Annotated in this window: 14 protein-coding genes; 7 read left to right on the top strand and 7 right to left on the bottom strand. The window is 60.4% G+C overall.

Annotated features, from left to right (window positions below):
• Positions 1 to 257 precede the first annotated feature (257 nt).
• The 3 genes from NKI06_RS17070 to NKI06_RS17060 form a co-directional block, all read right to left on the bottom strand.
• On the bottom strand, positions 258 to 1,511 hold the full coding sequence (locus NKI06_RS17070) for a hypothetical protein (RefSeq protein ID WP_352986295.1): 1,254 nt from the start codon (positions 1,509 to 1,511) through the stop codon (positions 258 to 260).
• Between the two features lie 435 nt (positions 1,512 to 1,946).
• Positions 1,947 to 3,245 carry an ATP-binding protein gene (locus NKI06_RS17065; RefSeq protein ID WP_352986293.1) on the bottom strand — a complete coding sequence of 433 codons (1,299 nt, stop codon included), beginning with the start codon at positions 3,243 to 3,245 and terminating at the stop codon, positions 1,947 to 1,949.
• Between the two features lie 34 nt (positions 3,246 to 3,279).
• Complete coding sequence (locus tag NKI06_RS17060) at positions 3,280 to 4,329, bottom strand: DNA cytosine methyltransferase (protein ID WP_352986291.1); 1,050 nt, start codon at positions 4,327 to 4,329, stop codon at positions 3,280 to 3,282.
• 193 nt (positions 4,330 to 4,522) lie between these two features.
• On the opposite strand from NKI06_RS17060, the gene NKI06_RS17055 reads away from it, so the two are divergent.
• Positions 4,523 to 4,972 carry a very short patch repair endonuclease gene (locus NKI06_RS17055; protein WP_352986290.1) on the top strand — a complete coding sequence of 150 codons (450 nt, stop codon included), beginning with the start codon at positions 4,523 to 4,525 and terminating at the stop codon, positions 4,970 to 4,972.
• A 27-nt stretch (positions 4,973 to 4,999) separates the two neighbouring features.
• Here the strand turns inward: NKI06_RS17055 and NKI06_RS17050 are convergent, their stop codons facing one another.
• Positions 5,000 to 5,656, bottom strand: a complete 657-nt coding sequence (locus tag NKI06_RS17050) for a DUF2971 domain-containing protein (protein ID WP_352986288.1) — start codon at positions 5,654 to 5,656, stop codon at positions 5,000 to 5,002.
• Positions 5,657 to 6,035: 379 nt separating this feature from the next.
• Here NKI06_RS17050 and NKI06_RS17045 point away from each other — a divergent pair, with 379 nt between their 5' ends.
• From NKI06_RS17045 to NKI06_RS17025, 5 genes are all read left to right on the top strand, one after another.
• Positions 6,036 to 7,091, top strand: coding sequence for a LacI family DNA-binding transcriptional regulator (locus NKI06_RS17045; protein ID WP_352986286.1), 1,056 nt, complete (start codon positions 6,036 to 6,038; stop codon positions 7,089 to 7,091).
• Between the two features lie 70 nt (positions 7,092 to 7,161).
• Positions 7,162 to 8,400, top strand: a complete 1,239-nt coding sequence (locus tag NKI06_RS17040; protein WP_352986322.1) for an ABC transporter substrate-binding protein — start codon at positions 7,162 to 7,164, stop codon at positions 8,398 to 8,400.
• Positions 8,401 to 8,726: 326 nt separating this feature from the next.
• Positions 8,727 to 9,647: a carbohydrate ABC transporter permease gene (locus tag NKI06_RS17035; RefSeq protein ID WP_023682952.1), complete on the top strand. Its 921-nt coding sequence runs from the start codon at positions 8,727 to 8,729 to the stop codon at positions 9,645 to 9,647.
• Positions 9,647 to 10,504, top strand: coding sequence for a carbohydrate ABC transporter permease (locus tag NKI06_RS17030; RefSeq protein WP_023682951.1), 858 nt, complete (start codon positions 9,647 to 9,649; stop codon positions 10,502 to 10,504). The genes NKI06_RS17035 and NKI06_RS17030 overlap by 1 nt, the downstream gene beginning before the upstream one ends.
• A 37-nt stretch (positions 10,505 to 10,541) precedes the next feature.
• The gene (locus NKI06_RS17025; RefSeq protein ID WP_023682950.1) at positions 10,542 to 12,509 is read left to right on the top strand and encodes a glycoside hydrolase family 127 protein; all 1,968 of its coding nucleotides are present in this window, start codon (positions 10,542 to 10,544) and stop codon (positions 12,507 to 12,509) included.
• 1 nt (position 12,510) lies between these two features.
• On the opposite strand, the gene NKI06_RS17020 is transcribed toward NKI06_RS17025, so the two are convergent.
• From NKI06_RS17020 to efp, 3 genes are all read right to left on the bottom strand, one after another.
• Positions 12,511 to 13,311, bottom strand: a complete 801-nt coding sequence (locus tag NKI06_RS17020) for an endonuclease/exonuclease/phosphatase family protein (RefSeq protein ID WP_023671569.1) — start codon at positions 13,309 to 13,311, stop codon at positions 12,511 to 12,513.
• A gap of 26 nt (positions 13,312 to 13,337) precedes the next feature.
• Entirely contained in the window at positions 13,338 to 14,798 is a 1,461-nt protein-coding gene (locus tag NKI06_RS17015; protein WP_023682948.1) for a phospholipase D-like domain-containing protein, read from the bottom strand.
• A 71-nt stretch (positions 14,799 to 14,869) separates the two neighbouring features.
• Complete coding sequence (efp, locus tag NKI06_RS17010; protein WP_023682947.1) at positions 14,870 to 15,439, bottom strand: elongation factor P; 570 nt, start codon at positions 15,437 to 15,439, stop codon at positions 14,870 to 14,872.
• A gap of 129 nt (positions 15,440 to 15,568) precedes the next feature.
• On the opposite strand from efp, the gene epmA reads away from it, so the two are divergent.
• Entirely contained in the window at positions 15,569 to 16,615 is a 1,047-nt protein-coding gene (gene epmA, locus NKI06_RS17005) for an EF-P lysine aminoacylase EpmA (RefSeq protein WP_352986283.1), read from the top strand.
• The last annotated feature ends 27 nt before the right edge of the window (positions 16,616 to 16,642 follow it).

Here is a 16,642-nt window from a genome sequence, read left to right as displayed (position 1 = left end):
AATTTTGTTTCTGGAGTGTGTCTGGGCGAGGATATTACCCGGCCCTGTTGGCCCTTGCGGGGGCTGCGGCCATTCGTGGTATCAAGGTAGAAAGGCCATGAACGAGCGTCATGCAGACGGCGCCGGCGAGGCCGCCCTCGCGCAGCCGATTTTCCATCGCTGGCACACTCTCCGCTCACCGGCATGGTACCGATGTACTAGGTTGAGTGCCTTCTATTTGGCGCCCTGGCTGAAGCCCATCGGCTTCCAGGCGCCCTCTAAGGCTTCCGGAGTAACATGGTGCGCGCAGTGCAAACGCTGATGATCGAACTTATCGCCGCAATGGACAGTGGGCCAATTTCGAGAACGCTGATTTTGCTAAACCCAACATAAATCAGATACAAAACGATGGCCGCCGGTATGATGACGATTGTAAGCCAGGACGTCAGGTGTGCCAACCAGGAACTAAAGGTCGGCACCCACGGAAACGAGGTTACTTCAAATGGATATGGATATTTATTGAAGTAGGCTGCGATATTGATATAAAAATATAACTGGATGATCGCAATGGCCGCGGCGCCCCACGTAACTACAAATCTCAGCGGAACGGATAGTCCAAAAAGGCTTACTGACGCGGGGCTGATCTTCTCTGCGACCTGAAGGATCTTTAGGTTTGCATTCAGCGTTTCGGACTGGGAATCCGTTGTTAATTCCTCAAGCTCGGGAAACGACTCTTTGAACGAGGCCGGGCTGTCGCTTTGGGGAAGATAGTCAATTCCCTTTGCTAACCTTTCACGCCAATTGACGCGGATGGGCATGATTTCGCCAGTGTATTTCACCTGTCGGATATTTGCGCGAATGTCGGCAACCCAACCTTGGCGGTCGTTCTGGTTGACGTCGCCAACAGTCAGATAGAGACCGATTTCCCCTGCGTCGAGACAGGTCAATAGAACCGGAACATTGGATAAGTAGGTGGCGGGATATTGCCGAGAACCGATGACCGTAGCGCCCCCATCCCGGGGTTCTAGCTCCAGTTGATCAGGAAGCGCGTTGGGGCCGAGCAACACGACTTCACCCAAGTCATTCCATATCTGAATGAATCTGGCGAGAGAAAGGTCCGTCCCACCGGAAACCAGGTGCGGGTTGTAGGGAGCCGGCTCGATACTCGGCACAAAAGGGTTCTGACAATTCCAATAATCAGATTTTAGCTTCTGCCTAGGAAATAATACATATATCTGATCCTCATCCTTCAAGGAACTTTCAAGCGACCCGCCATGGTAGTCAAAAGCATCTGTTTTACTCACCTGGTACCGAGCCAGGCCAATTTCGTTCGACCCTTCCTCTTTCGTTAGCAACGAGTTCAACTGAATTTTATTAGTTGCCGCGATTACTCCGTTAAGTTGGTTCATAGCCTTTGTAATATTGGCTGTCGTCACCTGAGAAATAGCGAAAACGGCGACGAGACAAAGCACGACAAGCGAAAAGTGCGTGCTTCGCAAATGTGTCAGGAAGCTTTTCTGGTCTTCATCCAAGCCCGCGCCCTCTTTTCATCGACACAATCACCAATATGGCCGTACGGCCTAGGCCGCATACGTGGCAGCGAATAGGAAGTTCAGGCGCCGCGTCCCTCTAAGGCAATTTCTTCGGTCTTTCCGAGATGAGCTTCTTCACTCTCGCCTTTATGTTCTCGAACGTGAGCGAGAGATGGTTCTTGGCATTATTAGTCAGAAGACCAGTATGGCCGACTACATTTCTAACTGGCTTGTACGCAATGGAGTCGGTCCAGAGAGATTGGTTGCCGCCCGTTGCCTTCGTTCCTTCAATGCTCAGCGCAAGAATATTCATATCTAAGAACGTAAGCCCATCCGAATCCTTCCTGACGTCAAAGCTGATATTGGCCTCACCCTTGCGCCTAGCCTCGGTCTCTTTCCAATTCTGTATTTCCGCAGGCGCGCTCTTATCAAGGCTTAATTTATAAGTCCGGATATATTCGCGGAGTAGATTTTCGGACAGGAAGCAGTCCACATAGGACGAGTGTTAAATTCCGCGTCGTTGCGGAGCGAATCTAGCCACCCCTCGACCTCATCCTTGGTCTCCGCATTGTTCGCCGGTTCGTATTCGTCGCGGGCGGCGGAATATAGGTCGCTGGCCTTGCGCTGCTTCCTCGATTTCCTAGGGTTCTCGTCGTCTCCTTCCTTGCCCCGCTCTAGACGCAATCTGTCCCATTGATCGATTATCGCAGGCAGTGCTTCACGTTTGAGATAGTCCAGTAGGGAGACAAAATTCTTATCGTCCTCTACGACGCCCTCTCTGCTGCTGGTGAACGGATCGATCTTCGTGCCCGTGTCCATAACGTCGAAATGTATTTGGCCGTATATATAGCTCTCGACGACCCTCTGTGTTGGAACGTGGCGAAGAATATTCTTCTCGCGAAGGCGCCCGTTCACGAACAGGTCTATGGTCGCTCGATCGTCCGTTCCCGTTATCTTGAGGTCCTTCGGCTTTTCTACCGAAGCGACAAAGCCGCTGACGCTCAACGTCGTCGTCAGTCGGAGCGGATCGGCCTTGAGCTTTCGCATCGCCGAAACAAAAAGATCGTCCGCTTCGTTTATCAGCCAGACGAATTCCGTCGTGTCGAGAACGTCTTGGATGTCCTTGAGCGTCACCTCTTCACCGTTCACGAATATCGAGAACTCTTTGTCGATCAGCGCGAATTTGAACGATAGCGCGATCATCTTTCTGATGTGAGCGATGGAATTCCTTATCTGATCCTTCGCTTCCTCGAAGACGATGATGGTCCCATGCTTGTGGTTGTCCGTGAGCTTGTCGAATAGGCTCAAGTCGAGGCCTTCGAGGGGATATTGCTCCGGTGTCAAGTCTTGGGTGATCGCCTTGTCCAGGCCCGAGTTGTCGATCACACCACCGACATAGTCGGTATCGTCCCTTTTCGAGATGATCGAGATACGTTTGGCACACGACAACAGGGCGAGCTTGCCGATGCCCTTGGCGCCGATATACGGACGTTTCCTGCCTGTTCGTGTGGCACCATCAGATCGTTTCGAATATCCGATCTTCAGAAATTTCGTCTGAAAATCTTCGGCAGACATACCGATGCCATCGTCTTTGATGGAAAAGCGAGACGTCTCTCGATCTATGTCGATCCAAACGTTTTTCGCATCTGCATCCCAAGCGTTCGATATAGCCTCTCCTAACACGGTGATGAAGTTGCGATATAGGTTGCGCCCGAGATGGTTGAGGACGCTCAACGATATCTCGAAACGGAAGACGCCCCCATCTGGCTCAGACATGGCTTCGCGTTTTCGGCTTCGAGCTGGCTATGGCATTCCCGATGGCTTGGGCCAATTTGACCGGAACCGCGTTGCCGATCCATCTTCCGACTTCTGTGAAGGACGGTTTTTCGTCAGCAGGGAGGAATTCGTAATCGTCGGGGAAAGATTGTAGTATTGCTGCTTCACGCAGTGTGATCGCTCGATGTTGTTCCGGGTGACCGAAGCGACCGTTTCCGTAGCCGTAACATTGGGTCGTTAGTGTTGGGGAAGGGGCATCCCACGTCATGCGAGCATAGACCCCAGGATAGGTCTTTCCGCTCGCTCGTCGATGGCAGTCCGCCCTAAGCGAGGCTGGCCAGTCGCGCCAAGTTCCTCCTGGCTTGGATGCCTTGATCCGTCGAAGGTTGATCGGGGTCAGACCCGAAGCCGCATGCATGGCGTTATCCGGATGACTGGTACCAGCTTCGATCGGCGGCAATTTTCCTATGGCCTTCCGCACCGACATCAGTTCGCTGGCATTGGGCTGGAGCTTTCCAAGATGATGGGACTTTGCCGCAAGTACGACGAGTCGCCGGCGACGCTGCGGAACCCCATATTTCTCGCATTGTTCCACGGACCATTCGACGTCGTAGCCTCCTTCTTGAAGAATCTTGAAGAATCTTTCGAATACCCGTCCTTCTTTGTATCTAAGAAGGGCGGGAACGTTTTCCATCGTGATGAAGTCGGGCTGGACAGAAACGGCAAGCGTCGCAAATTTGGTGACGAGGTTCCATTTCGGGTCTTCTTCGTATCGTTGCTTGTATGACGAAAATGGCTGACATGGAGTGCACCCCGCCAAAATCGTTGGTCGCTTTCCTGAATAGTGTGCCTTTATTTCTTCTGCGATAAGTTTACCTACGTCACGGGTAAGAAATTTGGCGTCATTATTGTTTTCGTAGGCATGCTTGCACCGGCTATCAACATCATAGCCTGCGACTATTTTAAATCCTGAAAGCTTAAGGCCATGGCTCAAAGCGCCGACGCCACAAAACAGGTCGACAACTTCCCCTTTATATTTCATTATTTATCCCCAGGTATTCGGTATGTGTATGCTATTATGGTTGCCAGGCTTAATTATGACACGAATACTTTACCGCCAGAAACCCGTCCTTATACTGGAACTCGGAAATATATCGCCAAATTGAGGGCGGTATGCAAGCCCTTCCCGTTTTGATTTGCTAGAGGTGATACGAAATTCAGCGATTGAAGGAACAATGGTAGATCGATTGACGCCCCAAAGGCGGTCCTGGTTGATGTCACGTGTCGGCCGAAAGGACACGGGACCTGAAATGGTGGTCCGGCGGTTGCTCTTTCGTGAAGGATATCGTTTCCGATTGCATCGCAAGGATATGCCTGGAAGCCCGGATCTCGTGTTGCCCCGGTACAGGGTCGCGATTTTTGTGCACGGGTGCTTCTGGCACAGGCATGCCGGCTGTTCGAAGGCGACGACTCCCAAGACGCGCATGGAATTCTGGTCCAACAAGTTCGCTCAGAACATTGCCAGGGACAAAGCAAACGAGGATCAGCTTGCGGAACGTGGTTGGCGGACGATCGTGGTTTGGGAATGTGAAACGAAAGAAATGGGTGAATTGCGCGAAAAACTCTGTGCGGAATTGGAAGACGCAAAACGCACGATAGGGGAGCCTCATGCCGCCCGACGATAGACCGTGATTGCGGAGAAGGTGTGAGCCTTAGGGCCACATGCTCTCCTGGTTCTGTCGAACGACCTTGAACTCCTCGAACGATCCGCGCGCCATGTAGACGTCGACGCTCGGATCGTTCACCGCCGCTACCATCTCGGCTCGCTGCCTTTTGTACCGCGACCCTACGATGACTTCGCGAAGCTTCAGGTCCTTCGAGAACGGCATGAAGAAATGCGTTTCGCCCTTGATCTCGACGCCATCTGTAAGGCTGATGTAAGCGCGATATTCCTGCTCATAGGACCATCCCTCGGCCTTCGTGCGGATCAGGCGCTTGATGTCGTCGGGCGTGATGTCGTCGAGGGTGTTGAGCCCCATGTCGGCCAAAGTGGGGCGCTTTTTCTGATACTCAACCTGGTAGAAGGCCTTGTCGGGGACGTCGAAGCCGAGGACCATACCCTTGTGGCTGTCCGCGTAATGAGCCCACATAAGCGGGCTGTCCCAGTCTTTGCTCATGCAGATGACGCCGTTGTTGACGTTCAGGTGCCGGCGCATCTCGCGCAGCGCGATCCGCTCTTCCTTGACGGCCAGCGCTACGCCGATGAACTCGAAGTCGTCGTTGAGCTCCTCGATGCGGCCGATCCTGATCCGGCGCTCCTGAATGGACCGCATCCCGTACTCGGCACCCAAGAAGCGATAGAGCCTCATTTTGCGTCCCCCGTAGCCGGATAGGTTTGCCCGAACGCTGGGCCGGCGACCGCCCTTTTTCCTCACAAAGCCGATGCTCGTCAATCGTCTGTATCGGGCAATCGCCAAGAGCCGCGATCAGAGCGCGCTCTCCCAATCCTGCGCGTCATTGTACACTGACCTCGACCGCGCATCGACCGGCGCGGCCTCGACCCTTGTCGTCGTCCTTGGGTTTGGGTTCGCCACTCCACCCCCCCCTTGCCATCCCCAAATTCTCATCCTAATCTCCCTCTGAGAAAACCTTTTCCCAACCCTCGCAGTATCCGTCGATCCCCCATCTCGACACGCCGCAGCCCTGTAAGAGAAAACCTTTTCCCAACCGAGGACCGACACTCCAACAATGGCCTCCGACACGCCACCACCCGCCAAACAACCCGTCACCCTGCGTGAAGTCGCGGCGATGGCTGGCGTTAGTGTGGCCACGGCGTCGAAGGCGTTGAACGGGCAGGGGCGGATGACCGCCGAGACGCGGCAGCGCATTCGCGAGACGGCGCAGCGGCTCGGCTTTCGCCCCAACAGCCTGGCGCAGAGCCTGCTTCGGCGGCGCTCCTTCACGGTCGGCCTGTTGACCAACGATACCTATGGCCGCTTTTCCCTGCCGGTCATGTCGGGCATTTCGGATGCGCTGGTCGATGCCGGCGTGTCGGTGTTCCTGTGCAATGTCGAGGACGATCCGCGGCTGGCGCAGCTGCATGTCGAGGCGATGCTGGACAAGCGCATCGACGGCATCATCGCCAGCGGCAAGCGCATCGACCGCCATTTGCCGGTCGACCTCGCCAATCTCGGCGTGCCCGTCATCTACGCCTTCAGCCAGCCCGATCCCGATGCCGTTGCCTTCGTCTCCGACGATGCCGGCGGGGCGCGGCTGGCGGTCGAGCATTTTTGCCGCCTCGGGCGGCGGCGCATCGCCCATGTCAGCGGTCCCGCCAGTTTTGCCGTGGTGAATGAGCGGGCACAGGCTTTTCGCGATGTGCTGGCCGCGCACGCCCTGCAGGTGACCGAGCCCTTGCTCGGCTCGTGGTCGGAAGCCTGGGGGCATGAAGCCGTCGGAAAGCTGTTCGACGGCCCAATGCTCTTCAACAAGAAGGGGGAGAAACCCGACGCCGTGTTCTGCGGCAACGACCAGATCGCGCGCGGGGTCATCGATGCGCTGCGCGAGCGCGGCTTGGGCGTGCCCGGCGATGTCGGCGTCATCGGCTTCGACAATTGGGAGATCGTGGCCGAGGCGACCCGCCCGCCGCTGACCTCGGTCGACATGAACCTGGCGGCGCTCGGCCGCGAGGCCGGCCTCACACTGCTTTCGCTCGTCGGTGGCGAACCCGCCGCGCCGGGCATTCGAAAACTGCCGTGCCGGCTGGTGGTGCGTCAGTCATGCGGCCGCCCATTGGACGGCTAGGAGAACGCGCGGCGCGATCCAAGAGCGCGCCGCAACAGGGAGGAGGAGAAAAACCATGAGGAGGAAAACCATGAAGACCATGATTGCCGGGTTCGCGCTCGCCGCGAGCATCATTGCCTTGCCTGCAATGGCCGCCGACACCGCCAACATTTGGGTTCGCGCCGACGGCTCGAACTTCATGCCGCGCATCGTCGACGCCTTCAACAAGGGCCATGAGAACCAGGTCAAGCTGGACATCATTCCCAATGCCGAGATCATCCCGAAATATGGCGCCGCCGCCGCCGGCGGCACGGCGCCCGACGCGCTGTCGCTCGACCTGATCTACACGCCGTCCTTTGCCGCCGCCGGCCAGCTCGAGGACATCACCGACTGGGCGAAATCGCTGCCTTATTTCGCCAGCCTGTCGCCGGCGCATGTCAAGACCGGCACCTACAAGGACCACATTTACGGGCTGCCGTTCTCGGCCGACGCCTCGGTGCTGATCTGGAACAAGAAATTGTTCAAGCAGGCGGGGCTCGATCCCGACAAGGGGCCGGCCAACTGGGCCGAGATCGAGGCCGATGCCGAAAAGGTCAACGCGCTCGGTGGCGACATCAAGGGCTTCTACTTCTCCGGCAATTGCGGCGGCTGCAACATCTTCACCTTCACGCCGCTGATCTGGGCCTCGGGCGGCGACATCCTCTCCGAGGACGGCTCGAAGGCGACGCTGGACAGCCCGCAGCTGCGCGGCGCCATCGACCTCTACCGCTCGATGGTCAAGAAGGACCTGGTGCCGGCCGGCGCGCAGACCGACACCGGCGCCAACTTCTTTGCCGCCTTCGCCACCGGCAATATCGGCATTTCGCCGTCCGGCGCCTTCGCCATCGGCGCGCTCAACACGCAGTATCCGGATATCGATTATGGCGTCACCTTCCTGCCGGGCAAGGACAGCGGCTGGTCTTCGTTTGCCGGCGGCGACAATTTCGTCGTCACCAAGGGCACCAAGAAGCTCGCCGTGGTGAAGGAGTTTCTCGACTTCGCCTATTCGCTCGAAGGCCAGACCATCCTGGCCAAATACGGCAGCCTGCCGGTGCGCGGCGACATCGCCAAGGAGGCGCTGAAGGATCTCGATCCGCGCTACCAGATCGCCGCCGAAGCCATGGCCAAGGGCCGCACGCCCTATTCCGTGGTGTTCAACGACCTGATCAACTCGGCCAACGGTCCGTGGACGCAGATGATCAACGAGGTCGTCTTCGGCGACGACGTCGATGGCGCCATCGCCAATGCACAAGAGACCATGCAGTCGATCATCGACCAGGCGCAGAAATAAGGACTGGCCGGCGGCGAGGGCGGTGCAACGCCCTTGCCGTCGCGGGTCCTGATCCGGCCGGTCCGTCTCCCTGGACGGGCGGCCGGCGCTCCTTACCCTCCCCCTTGTGGGGAGGGTCGCTGCGAAGCAGCGGGGTGGGGGAGGTGTGTCCCACCGCCCTACGAGATCCAACGGAAGAGCAGCATGACCTCTGGCATTCTCAATCATCGCACCGACGCCCTACCTCTCCCTTGCGGGGAGGTCGGACCGCAGGTCCGGGTGGGAGGCCGGCGCCGCACCCCCACCCCGCTGCTGCGCAGCGACCCTCCCCACAAAGGGGAGGGTAAATGACCATCACCACCACCACCCCGCCACGCGCCAGAAAACTGGTCGGCGCCGGCCGCCGGCAGTGGATCGGCCTGCTCTATGTCGCGCCGGCCGTGGCGCTGGTCGTCGTATTCTTCATCATCCCGCTCGGCATGACGGCCTGGATGTCGCTGCACAACTGGCCGCTGATGGGCGAGCATTTTTACATCGGTTTCGACAATTACCGGGCGATCCTGCGCGACAACCGTTTTTGGAACGCGCTGAGCTTCACCGCCTACTACACCGTGATCGTCACCATCGTGATCTTCGCCGTCGCCTTTCCGCTGGCGCTGTTCATCGAAAAGCCCAGGCGGCTGACCGGCTTTTACCGGACATCCTTCTTCATGCCGGCGGTCGTCGGCTTCGCCTCGGCCAGCCTGCTGTGGTCGTGGCTGCTCAATGTCGATTCCGGCCTGTTCAGCCCTGCCGCCTACGATTTCGGCCTGACGGCGAAAAAGTTCAACTTGCTGGCGACCTTCCAGCCGGCCTTCTGGTCGATCATCGCCATGGTCGTCTGGAAGGTGGCGGGCTTCACCATGATCATCCTGATGACCGGCCTGCAGTCGATCCCGACCGATCTGCAGGAAGCCGCGATGATCGACGGGGCAGGGCCGTTCGCGCGCTTTCGCGCCATCACCCTGCCGCTGATGCGCCGCACGCTGGCGCTGGCGCTGATCCTGTCGATCGCCGGCTCGATCCTCGCCTTCGACCAGTTCTACATCATCCTGCGCGGCGGCCCGCGCAACCAGACGCTGACCGCCGTCTACTGGATCTTCAACCAGTCCTTCGTCTCGTTCAAGCTCGGCTATGGCGCCGCTTTGTCGATGATACTGCTCGCCATCCTGGTGGCGCTCAGCCTGGTTCAGCTGTGGCTGCTGCGCAAGCCGGAGGGCATCGACTGATGGCGCAGGCAAGAAGCCGCAGCAGCCGCCTCTGGCTCAGGATCGCCGAGCATTCGACCGGCATGATCGCCTCAGTGCTGTTCATCGCGCCGATCGTCTGGGCCGTGCTGTCGACCTTCAAGCCGGCGCAGGAGGCGCGCCAGCCGCCGCTGCCGCCATGGCCGACGACCGGCTTCTCGGTCGAGAACTATCGCACGCTCGACACCTTTGGCGACGGCCTCTGGCTGCCGGCGCAAAACAGCCTCTATGTCGCCTCGATGACGGTGATCCTGTCGGTCGTCGTCAGCGTGCTGGCCGGCTATGGCTTTTCGCGCTTCCGCTTTCCGATGAAGGATGTGCTCTTCATCGTCATCCTGTCGACGATCATGATCCCCTTCCAGTCCATCCTGACGCCGATCTTCCTGGTGCTGACCAAGGTCGGCCTGCACAACACGCTGACCGGGCTGGTCCTGGTCTACACCACGCTGCAATTGCCGTTCTCGATCTTCATGATGCGCAACGCCTTCGACGCGGTGCCGCGCGAGATCGAGGAGGCCGCGCGCATGGACGGCGCCAACAACGTCACCATGCTGTTGAAGGTGATGCTGCCGCTGGTCTGGCCGGGCATCGTCACCATCGCACTGTTTGCCTTCCTCGGCGCCTGGAACGAATTCCTGGCCGCACTCGTGCTGATGACCGATCAGTCCAAATTCACGCTGCCGATCATGATGACCGCACTTCAGTCCGGCCGCTTCGGCGCCATCGACTGGGGCGCGGTGCAGGCGGGCGTCACCGTGATGATGGTGCCGTGCCTGGTGCTCTTCCTCTTGCTGCAGCGCTTCTACATCCGCGGCCTGATGGCCGGCGCGGTGAAATGACCCGCCGTGAATGACCAATATCCAACGGAGTGACACGATGACCGTTCAACCATCCGCCAAGCCCGGCAAACTCGCCTTCCGCCCACTGCCGGTGCCGCAGGTCGATGTCCGCGGCTTCTGGGGCAACCGTGTCGATGCCGTGGCGTCGCGCACCGCCGACATCCTCTACGAGCGCTGCGTCGAGGCGCGCATGCTGGAGCAGATCGACCCGGACCGGCCCTCGCCGGGCGTCGTCATTCCGTTCCATTCGCCGTCGCCCGACGAGGCGGCCAGCCCCGGCTTCACCGGCTCGACGGTGACGACGCAGATGTTCTGGGACTCCGATTGGGGCAAGACCATCGAGACCGCGGCCTATTCGCTCTACCGGCGCAAGAACGCGGCGCTCGAGAAGAAGATCGATGCCGTCATCGACCTCTACGGCAGACTGCAGCAGGAAGACGGTTATCTCTCCAGCTGGTACCAGCGTATCCAGCCCGGCAAGCGCTGGACCAATCTGCGCGATTGCCACGAGCTCTATTGCGCCGGCCATCTGATCGAAGGCGCGGTCGCCTACTACCAGGCCACCGGCAAGCGCAAGCTGCTGGATATCATGTGCCGCTACGTCGACCATATCGCCGACACCTTCGGCCCGGAGCCGGGCAAGAAGAAGGGCTATTGCGGCCATGAGGAGATCGAGCTGGCGCTGGTCAAGCTGGCGCGGGCGACCGGCGAGCAGAAATACATGGACCTGGCCAGGTATTTCATCGACCAGCGCGGGCAACAGCCGCATTATTTCGACGAGGAGGCGCGTGCGCGCGGCGCCGATCCGAAGGCCTATCATTTCAAGACTTATGAGTACAACCAGTCGCACAAGCCGGTGCGCGAGCAGGACAAGGTCGTCGGCCATGCGGTCAGGGCGATGTACCTCTATTCCGGCATGGCCGACATCGCCACCGAATATGGCGACGATACGCTCAGGGTAGCGCTCGACCGGCTCTGGAACGATCTCACCACCAAAAACCTCTATATCACCGGCGGCCTCGGGCCATCGGCGCACAATGAGGGCTTTACCAGCGACTACGACCTGCCCAACGAAACCGCCTATGCCGAGACCTGTGCCTCGGTCGGCCTCGTGTTCTGGGCCAGCCGCATGCTCGGCATGGGTCCCAACGCCCGCTACGCCGACATGATGGAGCGGGCACTCTACAACGGCTCGATCTCCGGCCTGTCGCTCGACGGCTCGCTGTTCTTCTACGAGAACCCGTTGGAGAGCCGGGGCAGGCACAATCGCTGGAAATGGCATCGCTGCCCCTGTTGCCCGCCCAATATCGGCCGCATGGTCGCCTCCATCGGCAGCTATTTCTACTCCCTGTCGGATGATGCGCTGGCCGTTCATCTCTACGGCGACAGCACCGCGCGCTTCGACATATCGAACCGGGCGGTCAGTCTGATTCAGACCAGCAATTATCCTTGGGATGGCGCGGTCTCGATCCGGATCGAAGCCGAAGCGCCGGTCGAGTTCACCTTGCACCTGCGCGTCCCCTCCTGGTGCGGCAAGGCGGCGCTCAAGATCAACGGCGCCGCGGTCGATCTGGACGGCATCACCAGCGACGGCTATGCCGCGATCCGGCGCGAGTGGCGCCAGGGCGACCGGGTCGAACTCGATCTCGAAATGTCGATCGCCCGTCTGTTCGCCAATCCGGAAGTGCGTCAGGACATCGGCCGCGTCGCACTTGCGCGCGGTCCGCTGATCTATTGCGTCGAGGAGACCGACAATGCCGGCCAGTTGCATCGGATCGCTCTGCCGCGAACGGCAAAAATCGAGGCGCATGCCGAGCCGAACCTGCTCGGCGGCATCGTCACGCTTTCGGCACTTGCCAGCAAGGAAGCCCAGGAAAACTGGGAAACCGGGCTCTATCGCACCGATCCGCCGGCGGTGAGCGAGACGAAAATCACCGCCGTCCCGTACTTTGCCTGGGACAACCGTGAACCCGGCGAGATGCTGGTCTGGCTGCGGGACGGATGAGTTAGAGGCTGACAAACGCAGTCAGCGGCAAATGATCCGACGCAACCCGCGACAGCGGCGTATCATGGGCTTCCACCGACGAGACCATGCCGTGCCGGTTGGCCATGATCCGGTCGAGCGCCAGCACCGGCAGGCCTGAGGGAAAAGTCGGCACCGCCGCCGGCGTGAAACCAAAGGTGGCGTGCAGCGTCTTGAGCGCCGAGCGGTTGCCCAGCCGCCATTCGTTGAGGTCGCCGAGCAGCAAGGTCGGCCTTTCATCCTGGTTGCTCATGATGTCGAGCACGACGCGGGCCTGCTCCGAACGCGAGCGGCGCAACAGGCCGAGATGCGCGGCGATGACGCGCAGAGTGCGCGTTTCGTCGAGGTCGATCTCGGCTACCAGCGCGCCGCGGGGCTCCAGTCCCGGAAGCTTGATCTGATGGACGTCGCGCACGGTGCCGCGCTTGAACAAAAGCACGTTGCCGCGCCAGCCATGGCCCTTGCCGCTTCCGGAAACCGGCACCGGCACAAGCCCGGTTTCATGTTCGATCCGGGCAAGGTCGAGCAGCCCGGCGCGGTCACCGAAGCGATTGTCGGCTTCCTGCAGCGCGATGACGTCGGGGCCGATCTCGCGGATGACGCGGGCGGTCCGTTCGGGATCGAACCTGCGGTCGGTGCCGATGCATTTGTGGACGTTGTAGGAGGCGACCACCATCTGGGCGCCTTCAATGTGCTTGCGCGGCGTCGCGTTCGCCTTGCGCGCTTTCCTGCCGCGGATCGACAGGAGCACTGTTTCAGGAAGGCTGCGTCCGTTTATGTCCATAGGCCTGCGTTCAATCTGTCCTGATTCTAAAGATAGGGCGATCCCAGCCATAACAACCGGTCAAAAACCCGGATGACAAATGGCCGCGCTCTTAGGGTTGCGAGTGTGACGGGTTTGGCGGAAGCGATTGCCGCTCCGATGCGCCCCTCGATCTCGGCGGCAAAGCCGGTATCCAGCACCTCCAGGTCGATTTCGAAATTCAGCCGCAGCGACCGGGCGTCGAGGTTGGAGGAGCCGACATAGGCCCAGACGCCATCGACCGACAACAGCTTCGAATGGTCGAACGACCCCTCATGCCGCCAGACGCGGCAATAGTGCTTCAGCACCTGGTCGTACTGCGCCGTCATGGCGCGGCCGACCAGGAAGAGATTGTTGACCGCGGGCACGACTATGTCGATCTCGACGCCGCGCCGGGCCGCCGTGACCAGCGCGCTGACAAATTCCCGGTCCGGCAGGAAATAGGGCGACATGATGCGGATCGATTTGCGGGCGACGGAAAATGCCCCCATCAGCAATTTGTGGTTGGTTTCGATGCTGGCGTCCGGCCCCGACGCCACGGCCCGCACCAGGATCGGCTGACCGGGTGGCGGCGAGGGCTTTTCTACGTGCCAAACCTCGTCCTTGAGGGCCTCGTTGCCGGCAAAACGCCAGTCTTCGGCGGCAACCGCGAACAGGTCGGCCACGACGGGCCCCGTGACCTGGAAATGCGTATCCGCCGAACTGGCGCTGCCGGCGAATTCGGCCGAGAATCCCTTGCGGATGTTCATGCCTCCCGTGAACGCCACCACACCGTCGACGATCAGGATTTTCCTGTGCGTCCTCAAATTCGCATAGGGAAGTCTCAGGCCCATGACGATGTTGCCGTTGAAGAGATCGACGGTGACGCCGGCTTCCCGGAGTGTCCCAAGGATGCTGGGCACGGAATAGCGCACGCCGACCGCATCGATCAGCACGCGAACCGTCACACCGCGCCGGACCGCGCCGGCCAGCGATTCGACAAAACGTCGTCCGATCTCGTCATTGTCGAAGATGTAGGTCTCGAGCAGAATGCTGCGCTGTGCGCTGTCTATCGCCCGGCACATTGCTGCGTAAGCTTCGTCGCCGGTCCTGAGGATCGTGATCGTGTTTGCCGACGTCAGTGCGCGCCGCGCCACCCTGTCGCCTAGCGTCTTCAGGCCGGCAAAGCGCTGGCCGAATTCGGCTGAGATGAGTGTTTCGAGCGCAATGTCGTGGTCGTGTTTGGCTGTCTCGGCTTCACCGGCGACGGGCCGCATGGCGCTGATCGTGGCGCGGCGGATGCGGTTGATGCCGGCAATGGCATAGATGATCGCGCCAAGGAATGGCGACAAGATCATCACGCCGACCCAGCCGGTGGCGGCGCGCACGTCTTCCTTGGTCATGATTGCGTGGACGATGCCGATGGCGGCCATCAGCATCGGAATGATCACAAGGATCAGAGGCCAGTAGGTCACAAAGGTCTGCCACATCGGCAGGACTATCGAGCCAGCGGCCGCAGAAGGCAATGCAACGGATCAACCAGGACGGAGGCGCTCGCGCCTCAGTCCTTCGCCCGCTCCACATAAGCGCCATCGGCCGTCATCACCACCACGCGGGTACCCGGCGCGATGTGCGGCGGCACCAGCGTGCGCACGCCGTTGGAAAGCACGGCCGGCTTGTATGACGAGGACGCCGTCTGGCCTTTGGTCGTCGGCTCCGTCTCGACCACTTCGAAAGTAGCGCGCTGCGGCAGCACCAGGGCTATGGCGATGCCGTTGAACTGCGAGATCTGCACCGCCATGCCTTCGAGCAGGTAGGGCGCCATGTCGCCGACCACGCTTTCCGGCACCGCGACCTGGTCGTAGCTTTCCGGGTTCATGAAGTGATACCCCTCGGCGTCGGCATAGAGGAAGGTGTGCTCGCGCTCCTCGACATAGGCGCGCTCGACCTGCTCGGTGGTGCGGTAGCGCTCCGAAACCTTCACCCCGTCGGAGATGCGGCGCATGTCGAGCTGGGTGACCGGCGTACCCTTGCCAGGGTGGATGTTTTCGGCAAAGAGGATGACGTAAAGCTTGCCGTCCTTGTCGACGACATTGCCTTTACGGAGCGAACTGGCGATGACCTTCACCACGGTTTTCAATCCTAGACTTCGTTGGCCTGAAACGATCGTTCGGCGCAAATCGGCTGCGAGAGCCGTCGCCGTAGCGCATCTTGGCCCGAACCGCCAGCCCTGTCAGCAATTCCGTTGCCCGGCAAACCCATGACTGGCGCTTCGCCCTGGTGGACGCCGGATGTTCACGCCGACCGCCGGCCGCGGCTGATGGCGCGCAACGCCATAGCTGCCGCCATGCGCGGCTGGTTTGGCGAGCGCGACTTCATCGAGGTCGAGACGGCGGCGCTGCAGATATCACCGGGCAATGAGGCGCATCTCTCAGCCTTCGCCACCGAGGCGATCGGCGCCGACGGCGCGCGCCGGCCGCTTTACCTCCACACCTCACCGGAATTCGCCTGCAAGAAGCTGCTTGCCGCCGGCGAACGGCGCATCTTCAGCCTGGGCGCTGTCTGGCGCAACCGCGAGCGCGGCCCTTTGCATCACCCGGAGTTCACCATGCTCGAATGGTACCGTGTCGGCGAAACCTATGAGAGCCTGATGGCTGATTGCGCCGAGCTGCTGAAGCTGGCAGCTGAGCGGGCCGGCGCCAAAACCTTCCGCTTTCGCGGCCGCGAGGCCGATCCGTTCGCCGAACCGGAACGCGTGAGCGTGGCGGAAGCTTTTGCGCGTTACGCCGGCATCGATCTTCTTGCCACCGTTTCTGCCGATGGCGGCACAGACCGCGCCGCACTCCATGATGCTCTGGTCAAGGCCGGCCTGCGCACGGCCGGCGATGACAACTGGGCCGATTTGTTCAGCCGGGTAATGGTCGAGAAGGTCGAACCGGTGCTGGGGCAGGGGCGGGCCACCATCTTGTACGGCTATCCGATCTCGGAAGCGGCGCTCGCCCGGCCGAGCGCGGAGGACCAGCGCTTGGCCGAGCGCTTCGAGCTCTATTGCTGCGGCGTCGAGCTCGCCAATGCTTTTGGCGAACTGACCGATCCGGCCGAGCAGCGCCGGCGCTTTGCCGCCGAGATGGACGAGAAGGAGCGCGTCTATGGCGAGCGCTATCCGCTGGATGAGGATTTTCTCGCCGCCCTCGCCATCATGCCGCAAGCCAGCGGCTCGGCGCTCGGCTTCGACCGGCTGGTGATGCTGGCAACGGGCGCGACGAGGATCGATGACGTGATCTGGACGCCGGTCGCCACTCCTTGAGTGGAAATCGGCCTTGGTTAAACTCAC

The organism is Mesorhizobium sp. M0772, from assembly GCF_040320135.1.
Lineage (GTDB): Bacteria > Pseudomonadota > Alphaproteobacteria > Rhizobiales > Rhizobiaceae > Mesorhizobium.
This window is presented reverse-complemented; position numbering and strand designations above follow the sequence as displayed.

What these genes read in the sequence shown, in the direction of transcription:
- NKI06_RS17025 (WP_023682950.1), top strand. Translation starts at nt 10,542, where the DNA reads ATGACCGTTCAACCATCCGCCAAGCCCGGCAAACTCGCCTTCCGCCCA.
- NKI06_RS17060 (WP_352986291.1), bottom strand. Translation starts at nt 4,329, where the DNA reads ATGAAATATAAAGGGGAAGTTGTCGACCTGTTTTGTGGCGTCGGCGCT.
- NKI06_RS17055 (WP_352986290.1), top strand. Translation starts at nt 4,523, where the DNA reads ATGGTAGATCGATTGACGCCCCAAAGGCGGTCCTGGTTGATGTCACGT.
- NKI06_RS17040 (WP_352986322.1), top strand. Translation starts at nt 7,162, where the DNA reads ATGAAGACCATGATTGCCGGGTTCGCGCTCGCCGCGAGCATCATTGCC.
- NKI06_RS17050 (WP_352986288.1), bottom strand. Translation starts at nt 5,656, where the DNA reads ATGAGGCTCTATCGCTTCTTGGGTGCCGAGTACGGGATGCGGTCCATT.
- NKI06_RS17035 (WP_023682952.1), top strand. Translation starts at nt 8,727, where the DNA reads ATGACCATCACCACCACCACCCCGCCACGCGCCAGAAAACTGGTCGGC.
- epmA (WP_352986283.1), top strand. Translation starts at nt 15,569, where the DNA reads ATGACTGGCGCTTCGCCCTGGTGGACGCCGGATGTTCACGCCGACCGC.
- NKI06_RS17020 (WP_023671569.1), bottom strand. Translation starts at nt 13,311, where the DNA reads ATGGACATAAACGGACGCAGCCTTCCTGAAACAGTGCTCCTGTCGATC.
- NKI06_RS17015 (WP_023682948.1), bottom strand. Translation starts at nt 14,798, where the DNA reads ATGTGGCAGACCTTTGTGACCTACTGGCCTCTGATCCTTGTGATCATT.
- NKI06_RS17030 (WP_023682951.1), top strand. Translation starts at nt 9,647, where the DNA reads ATGGCGCAGGCAAGAAGCCGCAGCAGCCGCCTCTGGCTCAGGATCGCC.
- NKI06_RS17045 (WP_352986286.1), top strand. Translation starts at nt 6,036, where the DNA reads ATGGCCTCCGACACGCCACCACCCGCCAAACAACCCGTCACCCTGCGT.